Genomic DNA, 26125 nt, shown 5'->3' with positions numbered 1-26125 from the left:
TCAGTCCGTTTCACGCAACTCGTACCCGGTGCCGCGAATGGTTCGGATTTCGAGGCCGGAGTCGACGCTCTCAAGTTTGCGTCGCAGATATTTCACGTATTGGTCGACGATCGTGTGGTCGATGTTTCGCAGGGTCCCCCACACGTCCTCGAGGATTTCCGATCGGCTGACCGCTCGTCCGGCGTGATTCGCAAGAAACCGCAGCAGAAGGAACTCCTTGGAACTCAGGGGAAAGCTCACTCTGTCGACAGTCGCGCGCATGGTGGACGTATCCATCAGGATGTTGCCGGCCCGGGCCGTCAGTTTCGGGACGGCGGCGTCACGTCGAACGAGAGCCCGTACCCGTGCCGCGAACTCGGCGAAGGCGAATGGCTTGGTGAGGTAGTCATCCGCGCCGGAGTCAAGTCCGAGTACGCGGTCCTCGACCGCGTCCCTGGCCGTCACGAGCAGCACTGGGAGGGTGTTGCCGTGGTTGCGCAGGTGCCGGCAGATCTCGAATCCCGTCATCTCGGGCATCATCACGTCGATGGTCGCGGCCGAGTACTGACCGGTTGCGGCCGCAATCAGTGCATCCATGCCGTTGGAGACCACGGTCACCCGGTATCCCTCATCGATCAGACCCTGCTCGACGAGCGCGCTCATCTCTGCGTCATCTTCGACGACGAGTATGCGCGGTGCGGTTGTGCTCATCGCTGCATGCTAATCCCGCCCGGCTAATTGTTGAAACGGAACTCCACCACGTCGCCGTCCTGCATCACGTAGTCCTTGCCCTCGATGCGGGCCTTGCCTTTGGCTCGCGCTTCGGCGATCGAGCCGGTCTCGACCAGGTCGTCGAAGCCGATCACCTCGGCCTTGATGAAGCCCTTCTCGAAGTCGGTGTGGATGACGCCCGCAGCCTGCGGCGCCTTCGCACCCTTCGGAATCGTCCATGCACGCGACTCCTTGGGGCCGGCGGTGAGATAGGTCTGCAGCCCGAGGGTGTCGAATCCGATTCGGGCGAGCTGGTCGAGGCCGCTCTCCTCCTGGCCGGTCGAGGCGAGAAGTTCGGCGGCGTCCTCCGGGGAGAGGTCGATCAGTTCTGACTCGAGCTTGGCGTCGAGGAAGATCGCTGTGGCCGGGGCGACAAGGGCGGCGAGCGATGCGAGAGCCGCGGCATCCCCCAGCACCTGCTCATCGATGTTGAACACGTAAATGAACGGCTTTGAGGTGAGCAGACCCAGTTCGTGGATGGGTGCGACGTCGAGGGTCGAGCTGGAGAGCGGCTTGCCGTCGTCGAGGATCTTCTGCGCGGCGAGCGCCGTCTCGAGCACGACCGGTTCCGTGCGCTTCGTCTTCACCTCTTTCTGGTAGCGCTCGATCGCTTTCTCGAGCGTCTGCAGGTCGGCGAGGATCAGCTCGGTGTTGATGGTCTCCAGGTCGGATGCCGCATCGACTTTGCCGTCGACGTGCACCACATCCGGGTCGGAGAAACCGCGAACCACCTGCGCGATCGCATCGGCCTCACGGATGTTGGCGAGGAATTTGTTGCCGAGCCCCTCCCCCACAGATGCGCCCTTGACGATGCCGGCGATATCGACGAAAGAGACGGGGGCCGCAAGGATGCGCTCGCTGTTGAAGATCCTGGCGAGGGCGTCGAGCCGGGCATCCGGCAGGTTCACCACACCCACGTTCGGCTCGATCGTGGCGAAGGGATAGTTCGCCGCGAGCACCTGGTTTTTGGTCAGCGCGTTGAAGAGGGTGGACTTGCCAACATTGGGCAGACCGACGATCGCAATAGTGAGAGCCACGAGGCTCTACTGTATCCGGCTCTCCAGGAGCCGGGCGCGGAAGCAGAAGGTACGGTAGGGCAGCTCGAACTCGTGCCTGCCGGCGACCGCCGGGTCGCTGGAGATCAGTTCTCGCACGCCGTCGAAGACCTCTGCGCGCTTCTTGTCGCCAGCCGTGATGATGTAGCTGCGGGATGCCACCAGCGCGAGCAACTCGTCGAGGTTTGTCATCCTGGTCCAGCCGACCTCGAAAGTCTCGGTCGGGCCGAAGGGCGCCCCGATGGTGATGGACTGCTGCATCGCAACCTCGGCCGCACTGTCGCCCATGATCTCGCCGAGGCGTTTGACCCACGGCACGCTCTCGTTCCTGATGTTCCAGACGAGGGCGAGCGAACCTCCCGGCTTGAGCACGCGAGCGGCTTCGGGAAGCGCGAGGTTCTCGTCGACCCAGTGCCAGGCCTGCGCCGCGGTGATCACATCCACGCTGGCATCCGGCACTGGAATGTTCTCGGCCGTGCCTTTCAGAGTTTGCACCGACGGGAGGGCGTCGGCCAGGGCGGCACGCATCTCGTCATCCGGCTCGACGGCCGTGACCTCGAGCCCGCGGGCAACCAGGGAGCGGGTGAACTTGCCGGTTCCGGCCCCGAGGTCGAGAACAGATCGCGTACCGGCGGGGATCAGCCAGTCGACAGCATCCTGAGGGTAGGTCGGGCGAGCCCGCTCGTACTCGTCGACAGCGTTGCCGAAGGAGGTCGCCTGCTCTTTTCTCAGTTCATCATCCATGCCATTCACGCTACTCGGACTGCCACGCTACTCGCCGATGTCGGCGATGAAGGCCGCGATTCCCTCCGGCGGCATCTCGAAACCGATGGAGCGGCTCGGGTTGACCACGAGGCCGGCGGTCGACGGCATCGAGACGAGCAGGGAGCGGCCGAGAACCGAGAGTGCGAATGACGCGAGAGTGCCGAAGTCGGCGATCTGGTCGAGATGGGTGAAGACGGCGAGCATCATCACACCGTCGTTGTCGAAGAGCTGCGGCTGCAGCTGGCTGAGGTTGTCGGTGACGGGGGTTCCGCTCGGCACTACCACCTGCGCGCCCGCGAAGATCTCGAGCACCTCGAGCGTGGAGGCTCTGCCCTCCTGGGCGAGCACGATCGTGCGCTCCAGCTTGGTGGGCGCTCGCAACTCGGTCATCAACCAATCCTAGGTTTCGGCGGCGCGCTCACCGCGCTCGGTCGGATGTGCGTGAGACGATGCGGTGATGGCACTGAACTTCACCGCGATCGACTTCGAAACCGCCAATTCTTCCAGCGCATCCGCGTGTTCGGTGGGACTCGTCAAGGTGCGCGACGGTGATGTTATCGACAAAGTGAGCTGGTTCATCAGACCGCCGATCGGGCACGACCACTTCAACGAGTGGAACACGCGCATCCACGGGATTATGGCTCCGGATGTGGCGGATGCCATGCTCTGGAGCGAGCAGCTGCCCGATCTCGTCGCCTTCGCCGACGGTGACCACCTCGTCGCCCACAACGCCGGATTCGACATGGGCGTCATCGCGGGCGCCTGTCATGCCAGTTTCATCGACGTGCCGTCGTTCAGCTACCTCTGCAGCCTCCAGGTTGCCCGCAAGACCTACAACCTCGAGTCCTACCGCCTGCCCGTCGCGGCGATGGCAGCCGGTTTCGAGGACTTCGCCCACCACGACGCTCTCGCCGATTCCGAGGCCTGCGCCGCGATCGTCGTGCACGCTGCCCGCCGCCACGACGCCGACTCGATCGAGCAGTTGGCCACGGCGACGAGCGTGCGCATCGGCGCGATCGGCACCGTGTCCAGCGCGCCTGCGGTGCAACCTGCGCCGCTGGCCTTCGGCTGACTCAGTGGTCCTCGTGCGAACCGTAATCCGGGCCAATGCGGCCAAAGTGGGTCTCTGTGTTGGCCCGCTCTGGCCGCATTGACCCGTCGTGCGGAATAGGTCAGCTCGTCACAGCTGCGAGTCTGCGGGCGCGACGCCAACCCGTGGCTAGCGGTTCTCGGGAAATCCGAGGTTGATGCCGCCGTGCGACGGATCGAGCCAGCGCCGGGTCACCGCCTTCTGGCGGGTGAAGAAGTGCACACCGTCGGGACCGTAGGCCTTGGTGTCGCCGAACAGTGAGTCTTTCCAGCCACCGAAGGAGTAATACGCGACGGGTACCGGAATCGGCACATTGATGCCGATCATGCCGACCTGCACCTCACGCTGGAAGCGGCGGGCCGCTCCCCCGTCGTTGGTGAAGATCGCCGTGCCGTTGCCGTACCTGCTCGCGTTGATGATCGTCACGCCTTCCTCATAGGAGGCGACGCGGAGAACCGAGAGCACCGGTCCGAAGATCTCGTCGGTGTAGACGGTCGAGGTGGTCGGCACCCTGTCGATGAGGGTCGGGCCGAGCCAGAAACCGTCGGACTCGCCATCCACCTGGATGCCGCGGCCGTCCACGACGACGGTCGCCCCGTCGGTCGCGGCGACGTCGATGTACCCCGAGACCTTGTCGCGATGCTCACGGGTGATCAGCGGGCCCATGTCGCAGTTGCGGCGGCCGTCGCCGACCTTGAGCCCGGACATCCGCTCCGCGATCTTGTCGATGAGATCGTCGGCGACAGGCTCGACCGCGATCAGCACGCTGATGGACATGCACCGTTCGCCCGCCGAGCCGAAGCCGGCGTTGACCGCAGCGTCGGCGGCGAGGTCGAGGTCGGCATCCGGCAGTACGAGCATGTGGTTCTTTGCGCCGCCGAGCGCCTGCACCCGCTTGCCGTTCCTGCTGCCGTTCTCGTAGATGTATTTCGCGATCGGGGTCGAGCCGACGAAGGAGATCGAAGCGACATCGGCATGCTCGAGCAGCGCGTCGACAGCGACCTTGTCACCGTGCACGACGTTGAGCACGCCGTCCGGAAGGCCCGCTTCCGTGAATAGTTCGGCCATCCACACGGATGCCGACGGGTCTTTCTCCGACGGCTTCAGCACCACGGTGTTCCCGGCCGCGATCGCGATCGGGAAGAACCAGAGCGGAACCATCGCCGGAAAGTTGAACGGGCTGATCACCCCGACGACGCCGAGTGGCTCGCGAGTGGAGTAGACGTCGACGCCGGCGGAGACGTTCTCGCTGTAATCGCCCTTCATGAGGTGCGGCATGCCGGTGGCGAACTCGACAACTTCGAGGCCGCGGGCGATCTCGCCGAGAGCATCGGAGATCACCTTGCCGTGCTCGGCGGTGAGAATCTCCGCCAGCTCCTGCTTGCGCGCGTTCAACAACTCGCGAAAGCTGAAGATCACCGCCTGGCGCTTGGCCAGGGAGGTCTCGGCCCAGTCAGGGAACGCGGCTGCCGCCGAGGCGACTGCGGCGTCGACATCCGTGACGGAAGCGAGCCTCACCTCACGGGCGACACTGCCGAGAGCCGGGTTGTAAACGGGTGCCGTTCGCGTCGATTCGCCTTCGAATGTCGCACCGGTAACCCAGTGATTAACGATGTCCATGCGGCCATGCTAACCGCGCGGGACGGCCCGATTCCGCACGTTCCAGCAGACCGTATTGTTCTCGAAATGTTTGCACCTCTGACTGCAGTTTCGGCCCATCCGCGAATCGTCATGCCGCGAGCGTGGCATCGTGGTCGGATGCACATCGAGCGCATCGGCTTCACGCCGATCAAGGGCGGACGACACGTCGAACATCCCTCTGTGGGGCTCGCGCTCGATGGCCCGCTCGGCGACCGGTTGTTCTGTCTGGTGGATCTCCAGCGAGGTCGGGTGCTGCGAACCGTCGACAATCCCGCATTGCTGGCGACGACCGCCCGGTGGCAGCACGGACAGCTCAGGGTGGAGATCGACGGCCGGGTCGTTACAGCCGAACCGCGCTCCACCGGAAAGAAATTGACGCTGGAGTATTGGGGTCGTCCGGCGGAGGTCGAGGTCGTCGACGGTCCATGGGCCGACGCCTATTCCGCGTATCTCGGCCGGGATGTCGCGTTTACGCGAGCGGTTCGCTCCGGCGAACTCGTTTACGGCGCCTCAGTAACCCTCATCACGACCGGGGCACTGCGTTTGCTCGAGGAGAAGCTCGGTCACGGGGTGGACAGCTCCCGGTTCCGCGCGAACCTCGTGATCGATAGCGACGATCTCGAGCCGCACGTCGAGGATTCGTGGACCGGCGGTGAGCTGCACATCGGCTCCGCGCGCCTCAGGGTGATGGATGCCGTTGACCGCTGTGCCGTGATCGACTTCGATCCCGCTACCGGGGCATCCGGTTCCCACCTGCTCACGACGCTCGCCGGCTACCGGCTACGCAGTGGCACCATCGACTTCGGAATGTACGCCGAGGTGACCTCGCCCGGCCTGGTCGAGCGCGGCCAGACCGTCATGTTCTCCCCCTAGCCGACAGGCCTGCCGGGCATTGTCGCCGCCCGCTGTCACACTGGGTTCATGGATCCCCTCACCCTCATCATCGGTCTCATCATTGGAGTTGCGCTGGGTGCGGTCATCGGCCTGCTGCTCGCGCGCAGCCGTCGCCCCGCCTCCGATCCACAGCTCGATCCGGCCCTGCTCGCCGCTCGGCACGAGACGGCGCTCGCCCGGGTGAGGTCAGAGGAGGCAACAGTGCAGTCGCGACTCGCGGCCGACCTGGCATCCATCCAGGCCACGGCCTCCGCTCTCAAGGAGCAGGTGATGGCCCAGCAGGACCAGTACCGTGACCTCATCGAACGCCAGCGTGCGGAGCAGCTCGCGGAGACCGAACGCCAGCAGAGGGAGAGCAAAGTACTGCAGGCGCTCACACCGGTACAGGAATCACTGCGAACCATGCAACTCAAGGTGACAGAGCTGGAAACCCAGCGCAGCCAGCAGCACGGTGAACTGAGCCAGCAACTACGTAACGCAACCGAGTCCGAGGAGCGCCTGCGCAGCACCGCCGAGTCGCTCGCCTCCGCACTGCGCAACAACGCCACCCGTGGGGTCTGGGGCGAGACCCAGCTGCGCAACGTCGTGCAGGCCGCCGGTCTCATCGAGCGCGTCGACTTCGACGTGCAGTCGAGCATCTTGTCCGATGCGGGCGCGGGCCGCCCCGACATGGTCATCCACCTGCCGGGCGGCAAAAACATCGCCGTCGACGCAAAAGTGCCGTTCAACGCCTACCTCGAGGCCAGCCAGATCGCGGTGACCGCGACCGGCGAGGAGGGTGCGCGGCGTGAGCAGTTCATCCGCCAGCACGTCAAAGCCGTGCGCGCCCACATCGACACCCTCGGCAGCAAGGCCTACTGGGCGGGGCTCGATGCGTCACCGGAGCTGGTGATCGCATTCATCCCGAGCGAGTCGCTCGTGGCATCGGCGATGGAGGCCGACCCGGGAATCATGGACTACGCCTTCTCCAAACGCGTGGCCCTCTCCTCCCCCGTGACCCTGTGGTCGGTGCTCAAAACCGTTGCATTCAGCTGGCAGCAGGATGTCGTGACGCAGGAGGCGAAGATGCTCTTCGACCTGAGCCGGGAACTCTACGGTCGTCTCGCTACGCTGGCGAACCACGTCGAGAAGCTCGGTCGGTCGATCGAGGGCACGGTGAAGAACTACAACAACTTCGTCGGCTCTTTGGAGCGCCAGGTGCTGCCCTCGGCACGCAAACTCAGCGTTCTCGACGAGTCGAAGGTGCTCGGAACACACGATCCGATCGAGGAGTCGCCGCGCGAGCTCACCGCCTACGAACTGGTGGCAGAACTCGACATCGTTGAGCCGCTCGAAGCCGAATCCGAGCGCCGCGGCTAGGGCCACTTCGACGTCAGAGCCACTTCGACGTCAGAGCCACTTCTCGGCGAGGTGGTCCGCGATCACGCGACGGATGGTGCCCGAGCGGCCGCGGAGCACGATGCTCTCGGTGCGGACGATCGGCCCCTTCTTGCGCACGCCGCCGACCAGCTGGCCGTCGGTGACGCCGGTCGCCACGAAGTAGGTGTTGTCGCTGGTGACCAGGTCGTCGATCTCCAGGATGCGGTCGAGGTCGTGTCCCGCGTCGATAGCTTTCTGTCGCTCATCGTCGTCGCGCGGCGCCAGTTTGGCCTGGATGAAGCCGCCGAGCCCCTTGAGCGCGCACGCTGTGATGATGCCCTCCGGGGTGCCACCACGCCCGACGCACATGTCGATGCGGGCGTCGTAGCGCGCCGCGTTGATGCCGCCCGCGACGTCGCCGTCCAGCAGGAGCCGGGTGCCTGCGCCCGCGGCACGGATGTCCTCGATCAGCTGGGCATGCCGTGGACGATCGAGCACGGCGACGACGAGGTCTGCGACATCCTTCCCTTTGGCTTTTGCCAGCGCGTGGATGTTCTCGGCGATCGGCTTGCGGATGTCGACCGCCCCATGGCCCTCCGGCCCCGTGACGATCTTGTCCATGTAGAACACCGCTGAGGGGTCGTACATGCTGCCGCGGTCGGCGACCGCGATCATCGACAGCGCGTTCTGCCGCCCGGCGGCGGTGAGCGAGGTGCCGTCGATCGGATCGACAGCGATATCGCAGGCTGGCCCGCGCCCGTTACCCACGTTCTCGCCGTTGAACAGCATCGGCGCGTGATCTTTCTCGCCCTCGCCGATCACGATCACGCCGTCGAAGTTCACCGTTCCGAGGAATTTGCGCATCGCATCGACGGCTGCGCCGTCCGCCGCATTCTTGTCACCACGACCGATGAATGGAACGGCCCGGATGGCGGCGGCCTCTGTCGCCCGCACCAACTCCATCCCGAGGTTTCGGTCGGGGTGCAGGAAGAGGGATCCGGTGTCAGTGTTCACATGTCAACCCTAATTAGTGGGGAAAGCGGCGCACCGGGAACGAGTGCAGAAAGATTGGCTGTTCTTGAACGGACATTGGGTCACAACCGGTTCGAGCTGCCACTGCGCTGCCGCTGCCGGAAGCGTCGTTGGCATCGGGCCAATAGACTCGAAGCGACGACCTGCCAGCGCCGGAAACCGGCCTTCGAAGGAGAACTGCAATGCCCATCGCGACCCCCGACCAGTACGCGGAAATGCTCGACAAGGCGAAGGCTGGCGGCTTCGCGTATCCGGCATTCAACGTGTCGTCGTCGCAGACCATCAACTCCGTTCTGCAGGGACTGACCGAGGCCGGCTCGGACGGCATCATCCAGGTCACCACCGGTGGCGCCGACTACTTCGCCGGCCAGACCGTCAAGAACCGCGCATCCGGAGCCCTCGCCTTCGCAGCCTTCGCCCACGAGGTCGCCAAGAACTACCCCATCACGGTGGCCCTGCACACGGATCACTGCCCGAAGGACGCGCTCGACGGCTTCGTCTTCCCGCTGATCGAGGCCTCCGAGGCCGAGGTCAAGGCCGGGCGCAACCCGATCTTCCAGTCGCACATGTGGGACGGCTCGGCCGTGCCGCTCGCTGAGAACCTCGAGATCGCGAAGACGATCCTCCCCCGCATGCGTGCGATCAACGCCATCCTCGAGGTGGAGATCGGCGTCGTCGGCGGCGAGGAGGACGGCGTGAGCCACGACATCAACGAGCACCTCTACACGACACTGGATGACGTGATCGAGACCGTCGAAGCGCTCGGTCTCGGGGACCAGGGCCGCTACATCGCCGCCCTCACCTTCGGCAACGTGCACGGCGTCTACAAGCCAGGCAACGTGAAGCTCAAGCCTGAGCTGCTCGGCGAGATTCAGGCCGGAATCGCTGCACGGTATGGCACGGGCGCCAAGCCGCTCGACCTGGTCTTCCACGGCGGATCGGGCTCGACAGACGAGGAGATCGCCACCGCTGTCGCCAACGGCGTCGTCAAGATGAACATCGACACCGACACCCAGTACGCGTTCAGTCGCTCGATCGCCGACACCGTGCTCAAGAACTACGACGGCTTCCTCAAAATCGACGGCGAGGTCGGCAACAAGAAGATCTACGACCCCCGCGCCTGGGGCAAGATCGCCGAGACCGCGATGTCCAAGCGCGTCATCCAGGCCACGGAGCAACTCGGTTCCGCCGGACACTCCGGCAAGTAACTGTGAAACCGCGGCAATGCGCGAGGGACAGGTCGCCATCGGTTTCCTGGCCGCAATCGTCTTCTGGGTGTTCCTCTACGGATCTGTCGCGCACGACCCGCATCTCTTCAGCTGAGCGTTATTGCGCCTGAGCCGTTAGTGCCCGTTGACGTAGGCGGAGAAGGCCGGGTCGGAGAACAGCAGCACCATCATGCAGGTGGCCGCGACAATCGACGCGACGGCGCCTGCCACAAGCGGCACATAGAAGGCGATCTTGCGGCGCCGCAGCAGCCGGACGGTGAGCAGCATCCCCACCAGCCAGAGCACCACGTTCGTCACGTTGATGACGACGCCGAAGGTCCCGGACAGACTCGTGGAGGTGAAGTCACCAACGCCCTGGGTCGAATAGACATCGTTGATCAGTCGGCCCATGTCGGAGAACTGGAAGAACCCGGAGATCACGTTGATGAGACCGTAGGCCAGGAGCCCGCTGCTGAGGATGAGATCCCAGCGGAGCGGCGCTGTCTTGCCCGAAGCCGTCCCCTTGGCCGAGGTCGAAGCTCCGTGAGGCTGCGCATTCGTCGGATGGTTCACCACCGGCGCGTAGTGCGTGAGGGGCGGCAGGGATGCCCCCATGGCCTTCGCCTGTTCCTGCGGAGACGCGTACTCGCCGTACTGCGGTGGCGGCCGGTGCTCGCCGTACTGCGGACGAGGTCTGTCGTCGGTCATCGTGATTGCCAATCGAGCTGTCGGGTGCGGCCGCCGAGACCACGCTCGTCGGCCTGGCCGTTGGTGTCTTTACGGAGCTCCTTGGGCAGCGAGAACATCAGGTCTTCCTCTGCGGTGACGATCTGCTTGACGTCGGCATAGCCGGCATCCGCGAGGTCATCCAGCACCTCCTGCACCAACACCTCGGGAACGGATGCCCCGGAGGTCACACCGACAGTCGCGATGCCGTCGAGCCACTCCTGCTGGATCTCGCTCGCGTAGTCGACGCGATAGGCAGCCTTGGCGCCGTTCTCGAGAGCCACATCCACCAGGCGAACGGTGTTCGAACTGTTGGCGGAGCCGACCACGATCACCAACTCTGCATCTTCCGCGACCTTCTTGATGGCGACCTGGCGGTTCTGGGTGGCGTAGCAGATGTCGTCGCTCGGCGGGTTGTGCAGGTTCGGAAAGCGCTCGCGCAGCAGTCGCACGGTCTCCATCGTCTCGTCGACGCTCAGTGTGGTCTGGGAGAGCCAGACGAGGTTGTCTGGATTCTTCACCTGGAGACCCGCGACATCCGCCGGGCTGTTGACCAGCGTCGTGCGTTCCGGCGCATGGCCCATGGTGCCCTCGACCTCTTCATGGCCAGCATGCCCGATGAGCAGGATCTCGAAGTCGTCCCGCGCGAAACGCACGGCCTCGCGATGCACCTTGGTCACCAGAGGGCAGGTCGCGTCGATGGCTTCGAGGTTGCGATCCGCAGCGCCCTGAACAACGGCCGGTGAAACCCCGTGGGCGGAGAAGACAATGTGCGAACCCTCCGGCACCTCGTCGACCTCGTCGACGAAGATCGCACCCTTCTTTTCGAGGGTGGAGACGACATGAATGTTGTGCACGATCTGTTTGCGCACGTAGACCGGTGAGCCGTAATGCTCGAGGGCTTTTTCAACAGCGATCACCGCCCGGTCCACTCCTGCACAGTAGCCACGTGGAGCCGCGAGCAGTACCCGCTTGGTTCCGTTGACGGGGTTGTCCCGTAGCCTGTTACGTACCGCGGGAATCCGTGGCATGTCGAGGCTGGCGGCCGCGCCGTTGGTTATCGTGCTCACGAATGGATTCTACTTCGCGGGCGTTCAGACAGGCTGGGAGGCCACCAATGGCAAGTGACGCGACCCGCGAGGCCTACGAGGCTCTCGAGTTCTCTCTCCGTGACGAAAACGGCGTGACGATCGACGAGAGCGGGCTGGTCGTGCACGGCAGGTTATTCGCCTTCCTCGAGCAGAACGACCTCGTCGTCGAGCTCCCGGAGTCGCGCTCGAACGACCTGGTCACCCGCGGTGTCGCGGAGCAGTTCAGCTCGGAGGGCCACCCGAGTCGCAAGTGGGTACGCGTGAGCGACGTCCAGCTCTGGGACGAACTGGCCCGCGAAGCGCACGAGTTCGTGGGTGAGCAGCCCGTCGGCGGCGAGTCATAGTGAGTAGCAATCCGGTCGGGCTGCCATGACCATCGTCGACGGACCACCGACCGCCGACGCCCCGTGGCCGGTCGCGCTGCTCTCCAACAAGATCAAGGGCTGGATCGACAGGCTCGGCACTGCGTGGGTGGAGGGCGAGATCACCCAGTGGGGTGCATCCGGCGGCAACGTCTATGGCAAGCTCAAAGACCTTGAGGTCGATGCCACCATCGGGTTCACGGTGTGGTCGTCAGTGCGCGCAAAACTCCCCGACGACCTCAAGCAGGGCGACCGTGTCATCGCTCTGGTCAAACCCAACTACTGGGTCAAGGGCGGCACCCTCACGATGCAGGTCTTCGAGATGCGTCACGTGGGCCTCGGAGACCTGCTCGAGCGCCTCGAACGCCTGCGCCAGATGCTCAAGGCCGAGGGACTCTTCGACCACGGCCGCAAAAAACGGTTGCCATTCCTTCCCGGCTGCGTCGGCCTGATCACCGGCAAGGACTCGGATGCCGAAAAAGACGTACTGCGCAACGCACAGCTGCGCTGGCCGGCCGTGGAGTTCCGGGTCGTGCACACCGCCGTGCAGGGCGACCGTGCGTCCGGCGAAGTGACGGCCGCGCTGAAAAAGCTCGACGCCGATCCCGAGGTCGATGTCATCATCGTCGCCAGGGGCGGTGGCGACTTCCAGAATCTCCTGGTCTTCAGCGACGAGACACTCGTACGCACAGCCGCCGCCTGCACCACACCGATTGTCAGCGCGATCGGGCATGAGGCCGACCGGCCGCTGCTCGACGAGGTGGCCGACCTGCGCGCCTCCACACCAACGGATGCGGCAAAACGGGTGGTCCCCGACGTCGCCGATGAGCTCAACCGCGTGCAGCAGGCTCGCGCGAGGATCGGCAGCCGGATGACGGGACTCGTCTCCGCTGAGATCGACAGGCTCGAGCAGCTGAGGTCCCGTCCCGTGCTGGCGAGTTCCGCCTGGCTCGTCGACTCCCGGGCAGAAGAACTCGGGCGCTACGTCTCCCGCAGCGCAGACCTCATCGAACTCATGATCGAGCGTTCGCACACCCGGGTCATCGAACTGCGCTCCCAGCTGCGCGCACTGTCGCCGCAGCGCACGCTCGACCGCGGTTACGCGATCGCCCAACTCCCGAGTGGCGCGGTGTTGCGCAGCGAGAAAGATGCCGTCGTCGGCACTCCGCTCCTCCTCACCCTGGCTGACGGAACGGCTACCACCACGGTCACCACGGGGCCGACGAGCCGCGGCAAGGCTGGGTAGAGTTAAGCCGTGGCAACAACCCTCTCCGCTGGCGATTCCTCCGCTGGCGATTCCTCCGCTGGCGATTCCTCCTCCGGCGATGTCGCCGAGTTGAGCTACGAGCAGGCTCGCGACGAGTTGGTGCGCGTCGTGAACGAGCTCGAGCAGGGTTCATCGACCCTTGAGGAGTCCCTCGCCCTCTGGGAGCGCGGTGAAGCGCTCGCGCGACGTTGCGAGGAGTGGTTGATCGGGGCCAGGGCCAGATTGGATGCGGCACGCGCCGCATCCACCGACTGAGAGCCGTGTCCACCCCAGAGGGCCGTCCTCCGCGCGTCGTCGCGGAACTCGGGCGACCGGAGACGCCCGAGGAGACGGCGGCGCGCAAGGCGGAAAGTTCGCGTCGGCATCGTTCCAACCAGACCCTCCGCAATCTGGTACTCGCCCTGCTCGCCTCGCTCGCCATCGTGCTCTTCCTCGTGCTCGTCGTCGTACGACCGACCCAGCCCGACCGCACGCCAGTGGCCTACGACACTGTTGCCTCCGAGGCCCAGCCGCAGGTGAAGAACACCCTCGTCGCCCCCGACCTGCCTGACTCATGGACTGCGAATGCCGCAGGCCTCAACACCGGTGCCGACGATGTCGCGGCCTGGTCGATCGGTTTCATCACTCCGGCGAACCAGTTCATCAGTTTCACCCAGGGCATCGACGCGAACGTGACCTGGGTCTCCAACCAGCTCGAGAAGGCGCGATCTACGGGCAGCGCCGCTGTCGGCGGCTTGGACTGGAAGGTCTATGACCGGCGTGACAAAGAAGACACCGGCAACTTCGCCTACTCGATGACCACGACCGTCGGAACGAACAGTGTGGTGCTGCACGGCACGGCAGCAACAAAAGAATTCAGGGTGCTCGCGCAAGCCGTGGCGAGCCAGCTCCGTAACACGGATGGGAGCGGCAAGTGATCGAAGAACAACGCACACCGGCACACGCCTGGCACGAGATGACGCGCGGAAACGAGCGCTTCGTGGCCGGCACTCCCAGCCATCCACGACAGGACGTCGAACATCGCGAGCAGCTGGCCAGCTACCAGGCACCGCACGCCGCACTCTTCGGATGCAGTGACTCCCGACTGGCCGCGGAGATCATCTTCGACAAAGGGCTCGGCGACCTCTTCGTCGTACGGAACGCCGGGCAGGTCATCTCCGATTCGGTGCTCGGCTCGCTGGAATATGCCGTCGCCGTGCTGCACGTCCCTCTCATCGTCGTACTCGGTCATGACTCGTGCGGTGCCGTCGCCGCCGCGATCGAATCGCAGGAAGCGGATGCCGTGCCGCTCCCGCCGCACATCTTCGGCCTGATCACAAAGATCATCCCCGCGGTACGACGGGTGCGATCGGGTCGTCCCGACCGTGAGCCCGATCCTGCGGACGTCGGGCGTGAGCACCTGCGCGACACCGTCGCAGAGTTGTTGGAGAGTTCGGAGCTGATCAGTGACGCCATCGCCGCGGGTACGCTGGCTATCGTCGGCGCGAACTACCGGCTACTCGAAGGCACCGCCGTTCCCGACATCGTCGTCGGCACGGTTGAGAGCTCGACCACCGGCCCACGAGGCCACAGAACAGAAGAGGAAGACACAGCGCCGTGAGCAGTTCGCCGCAGGAGTCCGAAGGCCAGTACCGCATCGAGCACGACACGATGGGCGAGGTGAGGGTTCCGGCATCCGCTCTCTACAGCGCGCAGACGCAGCGCGCCGTCGAGAACTTCCCGATCTCGGGCTCAGGGCTCGAGCCGGCCCAGATCGTGGCTCTTGCCAGGATCAAACGCTCGGCCGCTGTGGTGAACAAGGAGCTCGGCATCCTGGACGCTGCTGTCGCCGACGCCATCGTGCTCGCCGCAGACGAACTGATCGCCGGTCGCCATCACGACCAGTTCCCCGTCGACACCTACCAGACCGGCAGCGGTACTTCCTCGAACATGAACATGAACGAGGTGCTCGCGACCCTCGCGACAGGATTCGCCGGCTCGCCTGTCCACCCCAACGATCACGTGAACGCGTCCCAGTCGTCGAACGACGTGTTCCCCACCTCCGTGCACGTCGCCGTCACCGGCGCGCTGCTCGGCAACCTGGTTCCCGCACTCGACCATCTCGCGCAGTCGCTGGAGACCAAGGCGGAACTGTGGAAGGGCGTCGTCAAGTCCGGACGAACTCACCTCATGGATGCCACGCCGGTCACCCTCGGCCAGGAGTTCGCCGGATACTCCGCCCAGATCCGTCATGGGATCGAACGTGTGCAGTCGACGATCCTGCGCGTTGCCGAGGTGCCACTCGGTGGCACCGCTGTCGGAACGGGCATCAACACTCCGGCAGGTTTCTCGCAGAAGGTCATCGCCGCCCTCGCCGCCGACTCCGGCCTGCCACTCACCGAAGCACGCGACCACTTCGAGGCGCAGGGTGCCCGCGACGGCCTGGTGGAGGCGTCCGGTGCCCTCCGCGTGATCGCCGTCAGTCTCACCAAGATCTGCAATGACCTGCGCTGGATGGGTTCCGGCCCCAACACCGGGCTCGGCGAACTGCACATCCCCGACCTGCAGCCAGGCTCCTCGATCATGCCGGGCAAGGTCAACCCGGTCATCCCGGAGGCTGTGCTCATGGTGGCCGCGCGCGTGATCGGCAACGATGCCACGATCGCCTGGGCCGGGGCATCCGGAGCCTTCGAACTCAACGTCGCCATCCCGGTCATGGGAACGGCCCTGCTCGAATCGATCCGCCTGCTCTCCAACTCGACAGTGGCTCTCGCCGACAAGACCGTCGACGGACTCCGGGCCAATGTCGAGCGCGCACGCGCCCTCGCCGAGTCTTCGCCGGCCATCGTCACTCCGCTCAACCGGGTGATCGGCTACGAGGCCGCCGCGAAGGTCGCCAAGAACGCGGGGAGCAAAGCGATCACCATCCGCGAATCCGTTATCGACCTCGGCTTCGTCGAGCGTGGCGAGCTCAGCCTCGAGCAGCTCGACACGGCCCTCGACGTACTGTCGATGACGAAGCCGCCGCAGGCCTAAACGGAGTCGAGCTATTTCGTGGCCGGCTTCTTGGCGGCTGCGCCGACCTGCGTGATTGGCGAGCCGTCGAAATTGACGACGGCACGGTTGAGGACGCCGTCGGAGAGGTTGATCGGCACGAGCACCGATGTGGAATCGGCTTCTGCGCCATCAGTCGCACACTCGGTGATGTGCGCGATATTGGCGTGATCCTTCGTGTCGGGCTGGCCGTAGTAGACGCCGACGGTGATGGTGCTCTCCGTCTCGATCACAGCGACCTGGTAGGGAATGCAGCGCTTGTCCCCCCGCACCTGCACGACGATGTCGGCCATGTCGAGAGCGCTCAGCCCCGCCGACGGGTCGGTGCCGATATAACCGCCGCCGTTGGCGGTGCCGGAATGTGCGAAGCTCTTGAGGTCGAAGAGATAGGACGGGTCGCGTTTGCTGCCGTCGACAGCCTCGTAGGCGAGGACCGGCTGCACAACGAGCCCGCCCGGTTGTGCATCGAGCGGAGCGAAAACGCGATTGACCACCGCGGGTTCCGGAAGCCCCCACGCCAGTTCCTTGACCGGCGCGCGGATCTCGGGGTTGGCCAGGCTGCGCTGGGGCGCCGTGTACAGCGATATACCCACCGCGACGACGCCGACCAGCGCGACGGCCGCCACCAGGCGGTGGATACCGAGAACCACCGCTCCAGGCTCGCTGACGTAGGGATCGCGACGGCTCCAGCCGGTGAGAACCCGCCACTGGCCCCTCGGTGAGATGAACCCCCACAGGGTCAGGATGAGCAGCGCGACGAGCACTGCAATCACGATGGGGTTCACCCTAAGAGCCTAAGCTGTCTACCCCTGTGACGGAGTCGTCACGATCCCGCGTCAGCGCATTATCAGTTTCGGTCGTCAGGCCAGCTCGTTGGACTCCAGCATCTCGGTGACGAGAGCCGCGATCGCGGACCTCTCGGAGCGAGTGAGTGTGATGTGGCCGAACAGCGAGTGCCCCTTGAGCGTCTCGATCACCGAGGCGACCCCGTCGTGTCGACCGACCCTGAGATTGTCGCGCTGCGCGACGTCGTGGGTGAGCACTACCCTCGAGTTCTGGCCGATACGGCTGAGTACTGTCAGCAGCACGTTCCGTTCAAGCGACTGTGCCTCGTCGACGATCACGAAGGCGTCATGCAGTGAGCGCCCGCGGATGTGAGTGAGCGGCAGCACCTCCAACATCCCACGCTCGATCACCTCGTCGAGCACGTTCTGCGAAACCACCGAACCCAGGGTGTCGAACACGGCCTGAGCCCAGGGATTCATCTTCTCGGCGGCGTCGCCTGGCAGGAATCCGAGCTCCTGTCCGCCGACCGCATACAGCGGACGAAACACCATGATCTTCTTGTGCTGCTGCTTCTCGAGCACGGCCTCGAGGCCAGCGCAGAGCGCAAGAGCGGACTTTCCGGTACCGGCACGCCCACCGAGGGAAACGATGCCGATTTCGGGGTCGAGCAGCATGTCGATGGCGAGGCGCTGCTCCGCTGAGCGGCCGTGCAGTCCGAAGATGTCGCGATCGCCCCGCACCAGGCGCAGCTGACCGGGAGCGGTAACTCGCCCGAGTGCCGAACCGCGGTCGGAATGGATGACGAGCCCGGTGTTGATGGGCGCGTCACCGAGCAGCGTCGAATCCAGCTGTTCGTTGTCGTAGAGCTGCGCCATCTGCTCGGAACCGAGAGTGATGTCGGCCATTCCGGTCCAGCCGGAGTCGACGGCCAACTCTGCGCGGTACTCCTCTGCAGCCAGGCCAATCGAAGCGGCTTTAACCCTCAGCGGCAGGTCTTTGGAGACGACAGTCACATCCAGCCCGTCGTTGGACAGGTTGAATGCCACTGCGAGGATGCGGGAGTCGTTGTCGTTCAGCTGCAGCCCTGAGGGGAGCACCGACATATTGGAGTGGTTGAGCTCGACGCGGAGCGAACCCCCCAGACCGACGGCAATCGGGAAATCGAGTCGCTCGTGCTGCACACGCAACTCGTCGAGATTGCGAAGCGCCTGGCGGGCGAAGTAGCCGATCTCCGGGTCGTTGCGTTTCGACTCGAGTTCGGTGATCACGATCACCGGAAGCACAACGGGGTGTTCGGCGAAGCGGAAGATGGCCTTCGGGTCAGACAGCAGAACCGACGTGTCGAGCACATAGGTGCGCTCGGTCGTTATGGTCTGCGAGTCTGACTGGGGAGTTTGGCTTGTCTTCTGCTTGGTGTATTCGGGCAGGGCCACGTTTGCTCCATCCCCGAGCGCTTCGCGCTCGGATCCAGTCCCGTGACGGCCGACGTGCATCCCGAAACGAACTTACGTGGCCGTCTCGATCAGGCGCCATACCTGATGTGACTGACGCTACGTCCACGTTCTGGAGACACACTGAGCGACACGCCCGGCGCGGGGTTACGGGAGGGTTAATTCACCTGCCGGTCAGACGGTGATGGCCGAGGCGTAACTGGTGAACGAGGCACGCAGCATGTCGAAGGTCTCATCATCCGTAGAGACGTGGGGACTCACCCTCACCGCGCCTCCCCTGGTCGTCACCGAGACCCCGTGGTTGAACAGCGATGCCGTCAGCACGGTGAGCTGGTCAGCCGCCGGTGCGAGCACCACGATGCCCGCACGTTCGTTCTCGGCCCGTGACGACGACACCGGCACGGCGAACTCGTCAGCAAGTTCGATCAGGCGCGAGACCTTCTCCGTCACTCGCGCTCCGATCGCGGCCACCCCGACGTCTGCGATCCCCTCCAGGGCCGCCGCAAAGCGCGCCTGGGCGACGGCGCTCGGCGGGCTGATCGCGAAGGCGCCTGCCCCGTGCGTCGGCAGCAGCATCCCCTCGAGCGCATCGCCGTCGGCCGCGCCGTAACCGGAGAATACCGGAGTGAGGCGTTCCGCCGCCCTGTCGCTGAGAGCCAGGAAACCGGTGCCCCAGCCGGCACGCACCCATTTCTGGCCACCGGATGCCACCACATCAGCGACCTGGTATGGCGCGTCAACCACCCCGAAACCCTGCATGGCGTCGACGATCAGCAGACGGTCGCCGATCACCTGGCGGACGCCCTCGATGTCGGTGAGGTATCCGGTGCGATAGTCGACCAGGCTGACCGCTACGGCCACGGTGCTCGGTGTGAGCTGGTCGCGCACGATACCCGGCGTGATGGGGCCGCCTGCGGTGTCCAGATGGATCGGCGCCAGCACGCCGAGGGCGGCCGCGGCACGCGCTGCGGCATAGGTGATGCTCGGGAATTCTGATGGCGAGAACAGCACCCCGCCGGTCAGACCGAACATCGCGTGCATGAGCCCGCTGCTGGTGTTCGGCTGGAAGACGACCTGGTCGGATCGGAAGCCGGTGACCGCGCCCACGGCATCGCGCATCCGCTCGTCCTGCTGGTCGAGGCTGTTCAGACTGCCGAAGCGTGCCCGCCGCAGTAGCTCGAGCTGCCCGTTGCTCTCCTCGATCACGGAGGGGGCAAGTGGGCCGATATGGGCGAAGTCGAGAAAGCCGGGTTCTTCGCCGAAACTCGCGGCGTAGGCATCGATGGTGGTCATGAGCTCAGCTTCCGTAGCGTCGTTGACGGCGGGCATAGTCGCGCAGGGCACGCAGGAAGTCGACCTCGCGAAGGTCGGGGCCGAGAGCCTCCACGAAATAGAACTCGCTGTGCGCGCTCTGCCAGAGCATGAAGTCGCTGAGTCGCTGCTCCCCTGAGGTGCGGATGACGAGGTCGGGATCCGGCTGCCCTACGGTGTACAGGTGGTCGCCGATGAGTTCCGGGGTGAGGATCTCGGCGAGCGCGTCGAGGGTGCCCCCCTCTTTGCCGTGCTGTTCCACGATGCTGCGCATCGCATCCGCGATCTCCCGCCGACCGCCGTAGCCGACGGCGAGATTGATGTGCAGGCCCGTGTTGTCTTTCGTGCGCTTCTCCGCGGCCTGCAGTGCGGCGACCAGGTAGTCCGGCAGGCCGTCATAGGAGCCGACGTGCTGCACCCGCCAATCGCGCACGTGGGCCAGATCGTCGGCCAGCTGCGCGATGATCTGGAACAACTCAGTGAGTTCATCGGTCGAACGCCCGCTGAGATTGTCGGTGGAGAGCAGGTAGAGCGTGGCTACGTCGATGTCGAGATCGTCGCACCAGGTGAGGAACTCGAGCATCTTCGCCGCCCCCGCGCGATGCCCGTGGGCGGCGGTCTCGAGCAGGCGCTGGCGAGCCCAGCGTCGATTGCCGTCGATCATCATGGCCACGTGCCTTGGGAGATCCTGCGTGGTCAGCCAACGGCGGATGCGATTCTGGTAGACACCGTAAAGGATGCCTCGTCCCAGAGGAATTTCCCGTTTTGCCACGTCACTACGCTAGTCCACACCGGCCGAACTGTTCCCAGCCACTGCGGCGTCCGCGGGCCTATGCTGACGCCATGAGCGAGGACAGGCACCAGCCCGACGTGCCGGATGACGGCGGTGCTGCGCTGCCCAACATCCCGCTCCTCGAGGATGCCATGACGACCCCGGCCGTCGAGAAGAAACCGACCTGGCGCGGCTGGATCCACGCTGGAACCTTCCCGGTGGCCATCGCCCTCGGCATCATCCTCATCACCCTCGCGGATGGTGTCGCGGCCAAGCTGAGTTCCGCCGTCTTCGTGCTCGCATCGCTACTGCTCTTCGGCATCTCAGCGCTCTACCATCGATTCGACTGGCGCGAGAAGACCAAGCGCCTGCTCAAGCGCCTCGACCACTCCAACATCTTCCTGCTGATCGCTGGCTCCTACACGCCGATCACAGTGCTCGCCCTCCCCCACGACAAAGCGGTACTGCTCATCTGCCTGGTCTGGGGCGGCGCGCTCCTCGGCATCGGGTTCCGTATCTTCTGGATCGGCGCGCCGCGGTGGCTCTACGTGCCGCTCTACCTGCTGCTCGGCTACGCGTCGCTCGCCTTCATCATCGACTTCTTCCAGGCCAATGCCGTGATGATGACGCTCATCCTGGTCGGCGGGCTGCTGTATACGATCGGAGCCGTGGTCTACGGTTTCAAGAAGCCGAACCCGATTCCCGGGGTCTTCGGATTCCACGAGATCTTTCACTCGCTGACGTTGCTGGCGTTCCTCTGCCACTGGACGGGCATCTTCCTGGTGGCGATCAACCCGCCTGTCTTCACCTGACGCGGCGCCCAGAAGCTAATCGTGGGGCTTCGAGGCTCCCCCGCGTTCTGCTGTGGCACGCTCGGCCTCGAGTTGCTCGCGGATCTCACCGCGGTAGCGCACCCGCCTCACGCGACGCACCAGGTCGATGCAGAGCAACACCACAATCGCGGCCACACCGAAGGTGATCGCGAATCCCACCCAGCCCGGCGTGACAGAGGTCTCGTCGAAGTTCGGCTGTGGGGTGCCGGTCGCCGTCTGGATGATGGCGAACACGATCGCGTTCATGCTGTTCCTTGGGAATCGTTGGCGATACCGGCGAAGAGGTCGGTCTCGGGAAGGCTTGTCTCGACGAGGGATTTCGCCAGCTGGAAGTCTTCGAATGGCCACGCCGCACGCTGCAGGGCGTTCGGCCAGAAGAAGAAGGAACTGTCCGGAGCCACCTGGCTGGCGTGAGAGCGGAGAGCGTCGTCGCGCACCTCGAGAAACTCTCCCACCGGAACCTGAGAGGTCGCGAGACTCGGGCGGTCCTGCATCCACCCTCGGACGTCGGCCAACTGTTCGAGCAACGGTGATTCCGGTTCGGCCGCGAGGAGAGACTGGTACATCGCATCGATGCGCGGGAAGTTGAAGATGCGGTCGTAGTAGACCTTGGAGATCTGCCACGGCTCGCCAGCATCCGGGTACCGTGTCGCATCCGCCGCGGCGTCGAAGGCGTACACGGAGATCTCGTGGGTGCGGATATGGTCCGGATGCGGGTACCCGCCGGTCTCGTCGTAGGTCACGAGCACCTGCGGCCGATACTCACGGATAATCTTCACCAGCGGCTCAGCCGAGATTTCGAGCGGGATGAGGGCGAAGCTGTTCACCGGCACCGTCTCGTCATTCTGAGGGAGACCAGAATCCTGGTAGCCGAGCCAGCGATGCTCGAAGCCGACGAGCGTCTGGGCCCTCGCCATCTCGATGCGGCGAAGGCCCGCCATGTCGCGGTCGGCCATCGCTGTGGCTTCGAGCGCCGGGTTCTGGATGTCGCCCCGCTCGCCACCCGTACAGCTGACGACCATGACCTCATCACCGCGTGAACGGTAGTAAGCATAGGTACCTGCACCCTTGCTCGACTCGTCGTCGGGATGGGCATGCACGGCAAGCAGGCGCAGTGTCACCGAACTCCTTGGTTGTAGCGGATAACCTTGCCTTCAAGACTAATCGCCAAGGATGTTGTCATGACCGCCACCGACCGGGTCGATCGACCGGATGCCGCCGCTCTCAACGCGCGCTATGGTCGCACCCCGGAGAAGAAGCGACGCGATCGCCTGATCTACCTGGTGGCGGGAATCGCCTGCGGGATCGTGATCGTGGCCTGGGTGATCTGGGCCGGCCTCGACCAGGCCGGAAGCTCCATCGACGCCGAAGACAAAGGCAACAGAATCATCGACGACCGCACGGTCAGCGTGAGCTACCAGGTGTCGATGCCGGTGGGCAGCACGGCCAGCTGCGCCCTGCAGGTACAGAACGACGCTCACGCCATCGTGGGCTGGCGTGTGGTCAAGGTTGCGGCATCCACCAGGTATACGACATCGCACACCCAGACCGTTCGTAGCTCGGAACTCGGCGTAACCGGGTTGATCTACCGCTGCTGGCTGACCTAAACTGTCATTTCGATACAGAGACCGGCCGAGCGGCCGGTCTCATTTCTTTATCCCGGTCGCGCTGCTCAGTTCTAAGAAAACTCAGTTCTAAGAAAACTCAGTTCTAAGAAAACTCAGTTCTAAGAAAACTCAGTTCTAAGAAACCTGCAGCCATGCGCCGGATCGTCCACCCCTAGGAGCGCAACGTGTCCAACGAGACAACCGATACCTGGCTGACCCAGGAAGCGTTCGACCGCCGCAGTGCAGAACTCGAGCAGCTGTCGAACGAAGGCAGAACCGAGATCGCGAAGAGGATCGAGTCCGCCCGCGAAGAAGGCGACCTGAAGGAGAACGGCGGCTACCACGCCGCCAAGGAGGAGCAGGGCAAGATCGAGGCCCGCATCCGCGTTCTCACCGAGCTGCTGCGTCACGCGAAGGTCGGCGATGCCCCGGCCAACACCGGAATCGTGCAGTCGGGAACCGTCGTCACCGCGAAGATCCTTGGCGAGCGCAGCGTCTTCCTGCTCGGCAGCCGCGAGATCGTGGGAGAAGAGAGCAGCGACCTCGACGTCTATAGCGAGGGCAGCCCTCTCGGCACCGCGATCCTCGGCCATCGGGTCGGCGAGACCACGAGCTACATCGCGCCGAACGGCAAGGAGATCAGCGTCGAGATCGAAAAGGTCGATACCTACGCTCCGTAACGGCTAGAAGTCCACCCGGGGGTCATAGCCGGCCTCGATGAGATGCCCGAGAACCCGTTCGACGTGTTCCGGTCCCCGTGTCTCCACGCTCAGTTCGATCTCGACATCGCTGATCAGCGCGTTGCGGCCATGGCGAGTGTGCAGCACCTCGACTACGTTGGCGTTCGCTTCGGAGATAAGTTCGGCGATCCGCGCCAGCTGGCCCGGACGGTCGGGCAGCAGCAGCCGCAGTTTCAGATAGCGGTCGGATGCCGCGAGCCCGCGGGAGATCACGCGTTCCATCACGAGCGGGTCGATGTTGCCTCCGCTGAGGATGGCCACCGTGGTGCCGGCGTTCAGTACCTGCCCGGTCATGATGGCCGCCACCGACACTGCTCCGGCAGGCTCGACCACGAGCTTCGCGCGCTCGAGCAGCACGAGCATCGCCCTGGCGATGTCGTCGTCGGTCACGGTGATCACTTCGTCCACCGCGTCTTTGATGATGTCGAAGTTGAGCATGCCCGGTTTGCTCACGGCGATACCGTCGGCGATGGTCGGCGTGATGGTGATCTCAGTCGAGACTCCGTTGCGCAGCGAGACCGGGTAGGCGGCCGCATTCTCGGCCTGCACGCCGATGATGCGCACCGTGCGACCCTTCAGCGCGAAACGCTGCTTGAGGGCACTGGCGACCCCGGCGATGAGTCCACCGCCGCCGATCGGAACGATGACGGTGTCGAGATCGGGCACCTGGTCGAGAATCTCGAGACCCAGCGTTCCCTGGCCTGCCACGACATCCCTGTGGTCGAAGGGCGGGATGAGCACCGCACCGGTGGATGCCGCGAATTCGGCGGCAGCACGCAGCGGCTCTTCGACGGTGTGACCGCGCAACACGACATCGGCGCCATAGTTGCGGGTAGCCTGCAACTTCGGCAGCGCGACACCGATGGGCATGAAGATCGTGGCAGCGATGCCGAGCTCACGGGCGGCGAAGGCGACCCCCTGGGCGTGATTCCCGGCGGATGCTGCGACCACCCCCCTGGCCTTCTCCTCGTCGCTGAGCTGCGCGAGACGGTTGTAGGCCCCACGAATTTTGTATGACCCCGTGCGCTGCAGATTCTCGCACTTGAGATGTACCGGGGAGCCGAGCAACTCGGCGAGGTAGTGCGAACTCTCCATCGGCGTGACCTCGGCGACGCGGGAGACGACGCCCCTTGCACGTTCGAAGTCGGCCAGAGTTGGACCGGCCAGTGTGGTCTCAGGCATCGCGCAGGGCATCCTTCAGCGTCGGGTCAGGGTTCGTGCGCCACTCCCCGCGGGCAACGTAGTTGGTCATCACGTTGACTGTCGCGACCACGGGAACCGCGAAGAGCGCGCCGGGAATGCCTGCGAGGAATCCGCCCGCCGCGACCGCGAAGACCACGGCGAGTGGATGAACCTTCACAGCGTTTCCCATGATGAAGGGCTGGAGAATGTGGCCTTCGATCTGCTGCACCAGGATGACGACGGCGAGCATGAGGAGGGCGGCGAACGGATTGAGGTAGATCAGCGCCACGAAGACGGCGAGCACTCCGGTGAGCACGGCGCCGACCACGGGGATGAAGGAGCCGAGGAAGACCGCCACCGCGATCGGAATGACCAGCGGAAACCCGCCGAAGAAGAGCCCGAGGATGTAGGCGCCAAGACCGATGCCGACGGCGTCGACGAAGGCGACGAAGATCTGCACCCGCACGAAGTTGGTGAGGGTGACCCAGCCCACCCGGCCCGAGCTGTCGAAGGCTGCACGCGCTTTGCGCGGGAAGAGCCGCACGAACCAGCGCCAGATGCCTTTGCCATCGATGAGCATGAACAGGGTGGCGAACAGTGTCAGCAGCAGGCCGGCGAGGAAATGGCCGGCGGAGGATCCGACGGAGACGGCGCCGGAGATGAGAGCCTGGCTGTCTTTCTGAATCGCGGCCAGCGCCTGGCCGAGATAGTTGTTGATGTCGGCGTTGGTGAGGTGCAGCGGCGAATCGAGCAGGGATTGTTTGAGGTCGGCATAGGCCTGCACCGTCTGCTTCTGCAGGTCGGGGAAGCCGCTGCGAACCTGCAGCACGACCAACACCACGAGGCCGGAGACGATGGCGATGAGACTGATCTCGGCCACCGCGACAGCCAGCCATTTCGGCCAGCGGTGGCGCTGCAGGAACTGCACGAACGGCACGAGCAGCGCGGCCAACAGTATCGCCACCATGAACGGCACCACGATCTCGCGCAGTTGGCTGACCAGGAAGATGAACACCGCGACGACGGCCAGAATCGCAAGAATGCGCCATGACCAGGCGCCCGCTATCCGCATGCCGACCGGCACGGAGGCGTCAGCCCGTTTCTTCGCTGTCTCGACTTCGTCAGGAACGAGCCGAGCAGATGCTGTCTTTCGCCGTCCGAACGTCACCC

Annotated in this window: 29 protein-coding genes; 13 read left to right on the top strand and 16 right to left on the bottom strand. The window is 64.8% G+C overall.

Annotated elements, in window-relative coordinates; all coding sequences use genetic code 11:
- The 4 genes from ABIB56_RS04385 to ABIB56_RS04370 are packed head-to-tail and all read right to left on the bottom strand — an operon-like array spanning position 1 to position 2960.
- On the bottom strand, positions 1-690 hold the full coding sequence (locus ABIB56_RS04385) for a response regulator transcription factor (protein ID WP_354567743.1): 690 nt from the start codon (positions 688-690) through the stop codon (positions 1-3).
- A gap of 23 nt (positions 691-713) precedes the next feature.
- Positions 714-1787, bottom strand: a complete 1074-nt coding sequence (ychF, locus tag ABIB56_RS04380) for a redox-regulated ATPase YchF (protein ID WP_354567742.1) — start codon at positions 1785-1787, stop codon at positions 714-716.
- Between the two features lie 6 nt (positions 1788-1793).
- Complete coding sequence (locus ABIB56_RS04375; protein WP_354567740.1) at positions 1794-2549, bottom strand: class I SAM-dependent methyltransferase; 756 nt, start codon at positions 2547-2549, stop codon at positions 1794-1796.
- A 27-nt stretch (positions 2550-2576) separates the two neighbouring features.
- On the bottom strand, positions 2577-2960 hold the full coding sequence (locus tag ABIB56_RS04370; RefSeq protein WP_354567739.1) for an SseB family protein: 384 nt from the start codon (positions 2958-2960) through the stop codon (positions 2577-2579).
- Between the two features lie 67 nt (positions 2961-3027).
- Between ABIB56_RS04370 and ABIB56_RS04365 the strand changes: the two genes are divergently transcribed.
- The gene (locus tag ABIB56_RS04365; protein ID WP_354567737.1) at positions 3028-3642 is read left to right on the top strand and encodes an exonuclease domain-containing protein; all 615 of its coding nucleotides are present in this window, start codon (positions 3028-3030) and stop codon (positions 3640-3642) included.
- Between the two features lie 147 nt (positions 3643-3789).
- Here the strand turns inward: ABIB56_RS04365 and ABIB56_RS04360 are convergent, their stop codons facing one another.
- On the bottom strand, positions 3790-5280 hold the full coding sequence (locus ABIB56_RS04360) for a CoA-acylating methylmalonate-semialdehyde dehydrogenase (protein WP_354567736.1): 1491 nt from the start codon (positions 5278-5280) through the stop codon (positions 3790-3792).
- A 138-nt stretch (positions 5281-5418) separates the two neighbouring features.
- Between ABIB56_RS04360 and ABIB56_RS04355 the strand changes: the two genes are divergently transcribed.
- Positions 5419-6174 (top strand): MOSC domain-containing protein, encoded by a 756-nt coding sequence (locus ABIB56_RS04355; RefSeq protein ID WP_354567735.1) that lies wholly within the window; start codon positions 5419-5421, stop codon positions 6172-6174.
- A gap of 48 nt (positions 6175-6222) precedes the next feature.
- Positions 6223-7554 (top strand): DNA recombination protein RmuC, encoded by a 1332-nt coding sequence (locus tag ABIB56_RS04350; RefSeq protein ID WP_354567733.1) that lies wholly within the window; start codon positions 6223-6225, stop codon positions 7552-7554.
- Positions 7555-7584: 30 nt separating this feature from the next.
- Here ABIB56_RS04350 and glpX read toward each other — a convergent pair whose 3' ends face one another.
- Positions 7585-8517: a class II fructose-bisphosphatase gene (gene glpX, locus ABIB56_RS04345; RefSeq protein WP_354567834.1), complete on the bottom strand. Its 933-nt coding sequence runs from the start codon at positions 8515-8517 to the stop codon at positions 7585-7587.
- Positions 8518-8768: 251 nt separating this feature from the next.
- Here glpX and fbaA point away from each other — a divergent pair, with 251 nt between their 5' ends.
- Entirely contained in the window at positions 8769-9794 is a 1026-nt protein-coding gene (gene fbaA / locus ABIB56_RS04340) for a class II fructose-bisphosphate aldolase (protein ID WP_354567731.1), read from the top strand.
- Between the two features lie 135 nt (positions 9795-9929).
- Here the strand turns inward: fbaA and ABIB56_RS04335 are convergent, their stop codons facing one another.
- Positions 9930-10502, bottom strand: a complete 573-nt coding sequence (locus ABIB56_RS04335) for a DUF6264 family protein (RefSeq protein ID WP_354567730.1) — start codon at positions 10500-10502, stop codon at positions 9930-9932.
- A complete protein-coding gene (locus tag ABIB56_RS04330) occupies positions 10499-11551 on the bottom strand; it encodes a 4-hydroxy-3-methylbut-2-enyl diphosphate reductase (RefSeq protein ID WP_354567833.1) in 1053 nt (350 codons plus the stop codon). Before ABIB56_RS04330 ends, ABIB56_RS04335 begins: the two co-directional genes overlap by 4 nt.
- A gap of 86 nt (positions 11552-11637) precedes the next feature.
- Here ABIB56_RS04330 and ABIB56_RS04325 point away from each other — a divergent pair, with 86 nt between their 5' ends.
- From ABIB56_RS04325 to ABIB56_RS04300, 6 genes are read left to right on the top strand one after another with little or no spacing between them, the layout of a single operon-like run.
- The gene (locus tag ABIB56_RS04325; protein WP_354567729.1) at positions 11638-11955 is read left to right on the top strand and encodes a hypothetical protein; all 318 of its coding nucleotides are present in this window, start codon (positions 11638-11640) and stop codon (positions 11953-11955) included.
- Between the two features lie 25 nt (positions 11956-11980).
- Positions 11981-13219, top strand: coding sequence for an exodeoxyribonuclease VII large subunit (xseA, locus tag ABIB56_RS04320; protein WP_354567728.1), 1239 nt, complete (start codon positions 11981-11983; stop codon positions 13217-13219).
- A gap of 9 nt (positions 13220-13228) precedes the next feature.
- Entirely contained in the window at positions 13229-13495 is a 267-nt protein-coding gene (locus ABIB56_RS04315) for an exodeoxyribonuclease VII small subunit (RefSeq protein WP_354567727.1), read from the top strand.
- 5 nt (positions 13496-13500) lie between these two features.
- Positions 13501-14157, top strand: coding sequence for a DUF4245 domain-containing protein (locus ABIB56_RS04310; RefSeq protein ID WP_354567726.1), 657 nt, complete (start codon positions 13501-13503; stop codon positions 14155-14157).
- 38 nt (positions 14158-14195) lie between these two features.
- Positions 14196-14840 (top strand): carbonic anhydrase, encoded by a 645-nt coding sequence (locus ABIB56_RS04305; RefSeq protein ID WP_354567832.1) that lies wholly within the window; start codon positions 14196-14198, stop codon positions 14838-14840.
- Positions 14837-16255 (top strand): class II fumarate hydratase, encoded by a 1419-nt coding sequence (locus tag ABIB56_RS04300; protein ID WP_354567725.1) that lies wholly within the window; start codon positions 14837-14839, stop codon positions 16253-16255. Before ABIB56_RS04305 ends, ABIB56_RS04300 begins: the two co-directional genes overlap by 4 nt.
- Positions 16256-16266: 11 nt before the next feature.
- Here ABIB56_RS04300 and ABIB56_RS04295 read toward each other — a convergent pair whose 3' ends face one another.
- The 4 genes from ABIB56_RS04295 to ABIB56_RS04280 all read right to left on the bottom strand — a co-directional run bounded on the left by ABIB56_RS04295 (position 16267) and on the right by ABIB56_RS04280 (position 20593).
- Entirely contained in the window at positions 16267-17058 is a 792-nt protein-coding gene (locus tag ABIB56_RS04295) for a DUF6199 family natural product biosynthesis protein (RefSeq protein WP_354567723.1), read from the bottom strand.
- Positions 17059-17133: 75 nt separating this feature from the next.
- The gene (gene phoH2 / locus ABIB56_RS04290; protein WP_502917547.1) at positions 17134-18492 is read right to left on the bottom strand and encodes an RNA 5'-3' helicase PhoH2; all 1359 of its coding nucleotides are present in this window, start codon (positions 18490-18492) and stop codon (positions 17134-17136) included.
- A gap of 192 nt (positions 18493-18684) precedes the next feature.
- Positions 18685-19803: an aminotransferase class V-fold PLP-dependent enzyme gene (locus tag ABIB56_RS04285; RefSeq protein ID WP_354567722.1), complete on the bottom strand. Its 1119-nt coding sequence runs from the start codon at positions 19801-19803 to the stop codon at positions 18685-18687.
- 4 nt (positions 19804-19807) lie between these two features.
- Positions 19808-20593, bottom strand: a complete 786-nt coding sequence (locus tag ABIB56_RS04280) for an isoprenyl transferase (RefSeq protein ID WP_354567721.1) — start codon at positions 20591-20593, stop codon at positions 19808-19810.
- 71 nt (positions 20594-20664) lie between these two features.
- Between ABIB56_RS04280 and trhA the strand changes: the two genes are divergently transcribed.
- Positions 20665-21405: a PAQR family membrane homeostasis protein TrhA gene (gene trhA, locus ABIB56_RS04275; protein WP_354567719.1), complete on the top strand. Its 741-nt coding sequence runs from the start codon at positions 20665-20667 to the stop codon at positions 21403-21405.
- A 15-nt stretch (positions 21406-21420) separates the two neighbouring features.
- Here the strand turns inward: trhA and ABIB56_RS04270 are convergent, their stop codons facing one another.
- Both ABIB56_RS04270 and mca read right to left on the bottom strand, forming a co-directional pair.
- Positions 21421-21672 carry a hypothetical protein gene (locus ABIB56_RS04270; RefSeq protein ID WP_354567717.1) on the bottom strand — a complete coding sequence of 84 codons (252 nt, stop codon included), beginning with the start codon at positions 21670-21672 and terminating at the stop codon, positions 21421-21423.
- Positions 21669-22547, bottom strand: a complete 879-nt coding sequence (gene mca / locus ABIB56_RS04265; protein WP_354567716.1) for a mycothiol conjugate amidase Mca — start codon at positions 22545-22547, stop codon at positions 21669-21671. Before mca ends, ABIB56_RS04270 begins: the two co-directional genes overlap by 4 nt.
- A gap of 60 nt (positions 22548-22607) precedes the next feature.
- On the opposite strand from mca, the gene ABIB56_RS04260 reads away from it, so the two are divergent.
- Both ABIB56_RS04260 and greA read left to right on the top strand, forming a co-directional pair.
- Complete coding sequence (locus ABIB56_RS04260; RefSeq protein WP_354567715.1) at positions 22608-23033, top strand: DUF4307 domain-containing protein; 426 nt, start codon at positions 22608-22610, stop codon at positions 23031-23033.
- A 185-nt stretch (positions 23034-23218) separates the two neighbouring features.
- Complete coding sequence (gene greA, locus ABIB56_RS04255; RefSeq protein ID WP_354567714.1) at positions 23219-23713, top strand: transcription elongation factor GreA; 495 nt, start codon at positions 23219-23221, stop codon at positions 23711-23713.
- Between the two features lie 3 nt (positions 23714-23716).
- Here greA and ilvA read toward each other — a convergent pair whose 3' ends face one another.
- Positions 23717-24955, bottom strand: coding sequence for a threonine ammonia-lyase (ilvA, locus tag ABIB56_RS04250; RefSeq protein ID WP_354567712.1), 1239 nt, complete (start codon positions 24953-24955; stop codon positions 23717-23719).
- Complete coding sequence (locus ABIB56_RS04245; RefSeq protein ID WP_354567711.1) at positions 24948-26123, bottom strand: AI-2E family transporter; 1176 nt, start codon at positions 26121-26123, stop codon at positions 24948-24950. The genes ilvA and ABIB56_RS04245 overlap by 8 nt, the downstream gene beginning before the upstream one ends.
- Positions 26124-26125 lie beyond the last annotated feature (2 nt).

This window comes from Glaciihabitans sp. UYNi722, from assembly GCF_040549465.1.
In the GTDB taxonomy this organism is placed as follows: domain Bacteria; phylum Actinomycetota; class Actinomycetes; order Actinomycetales; family Microbacteriaceae; genus Lacisediminihabitans.
This window is presented reverse-complemented; position numbering and strand designations above follow the sequence as displayed.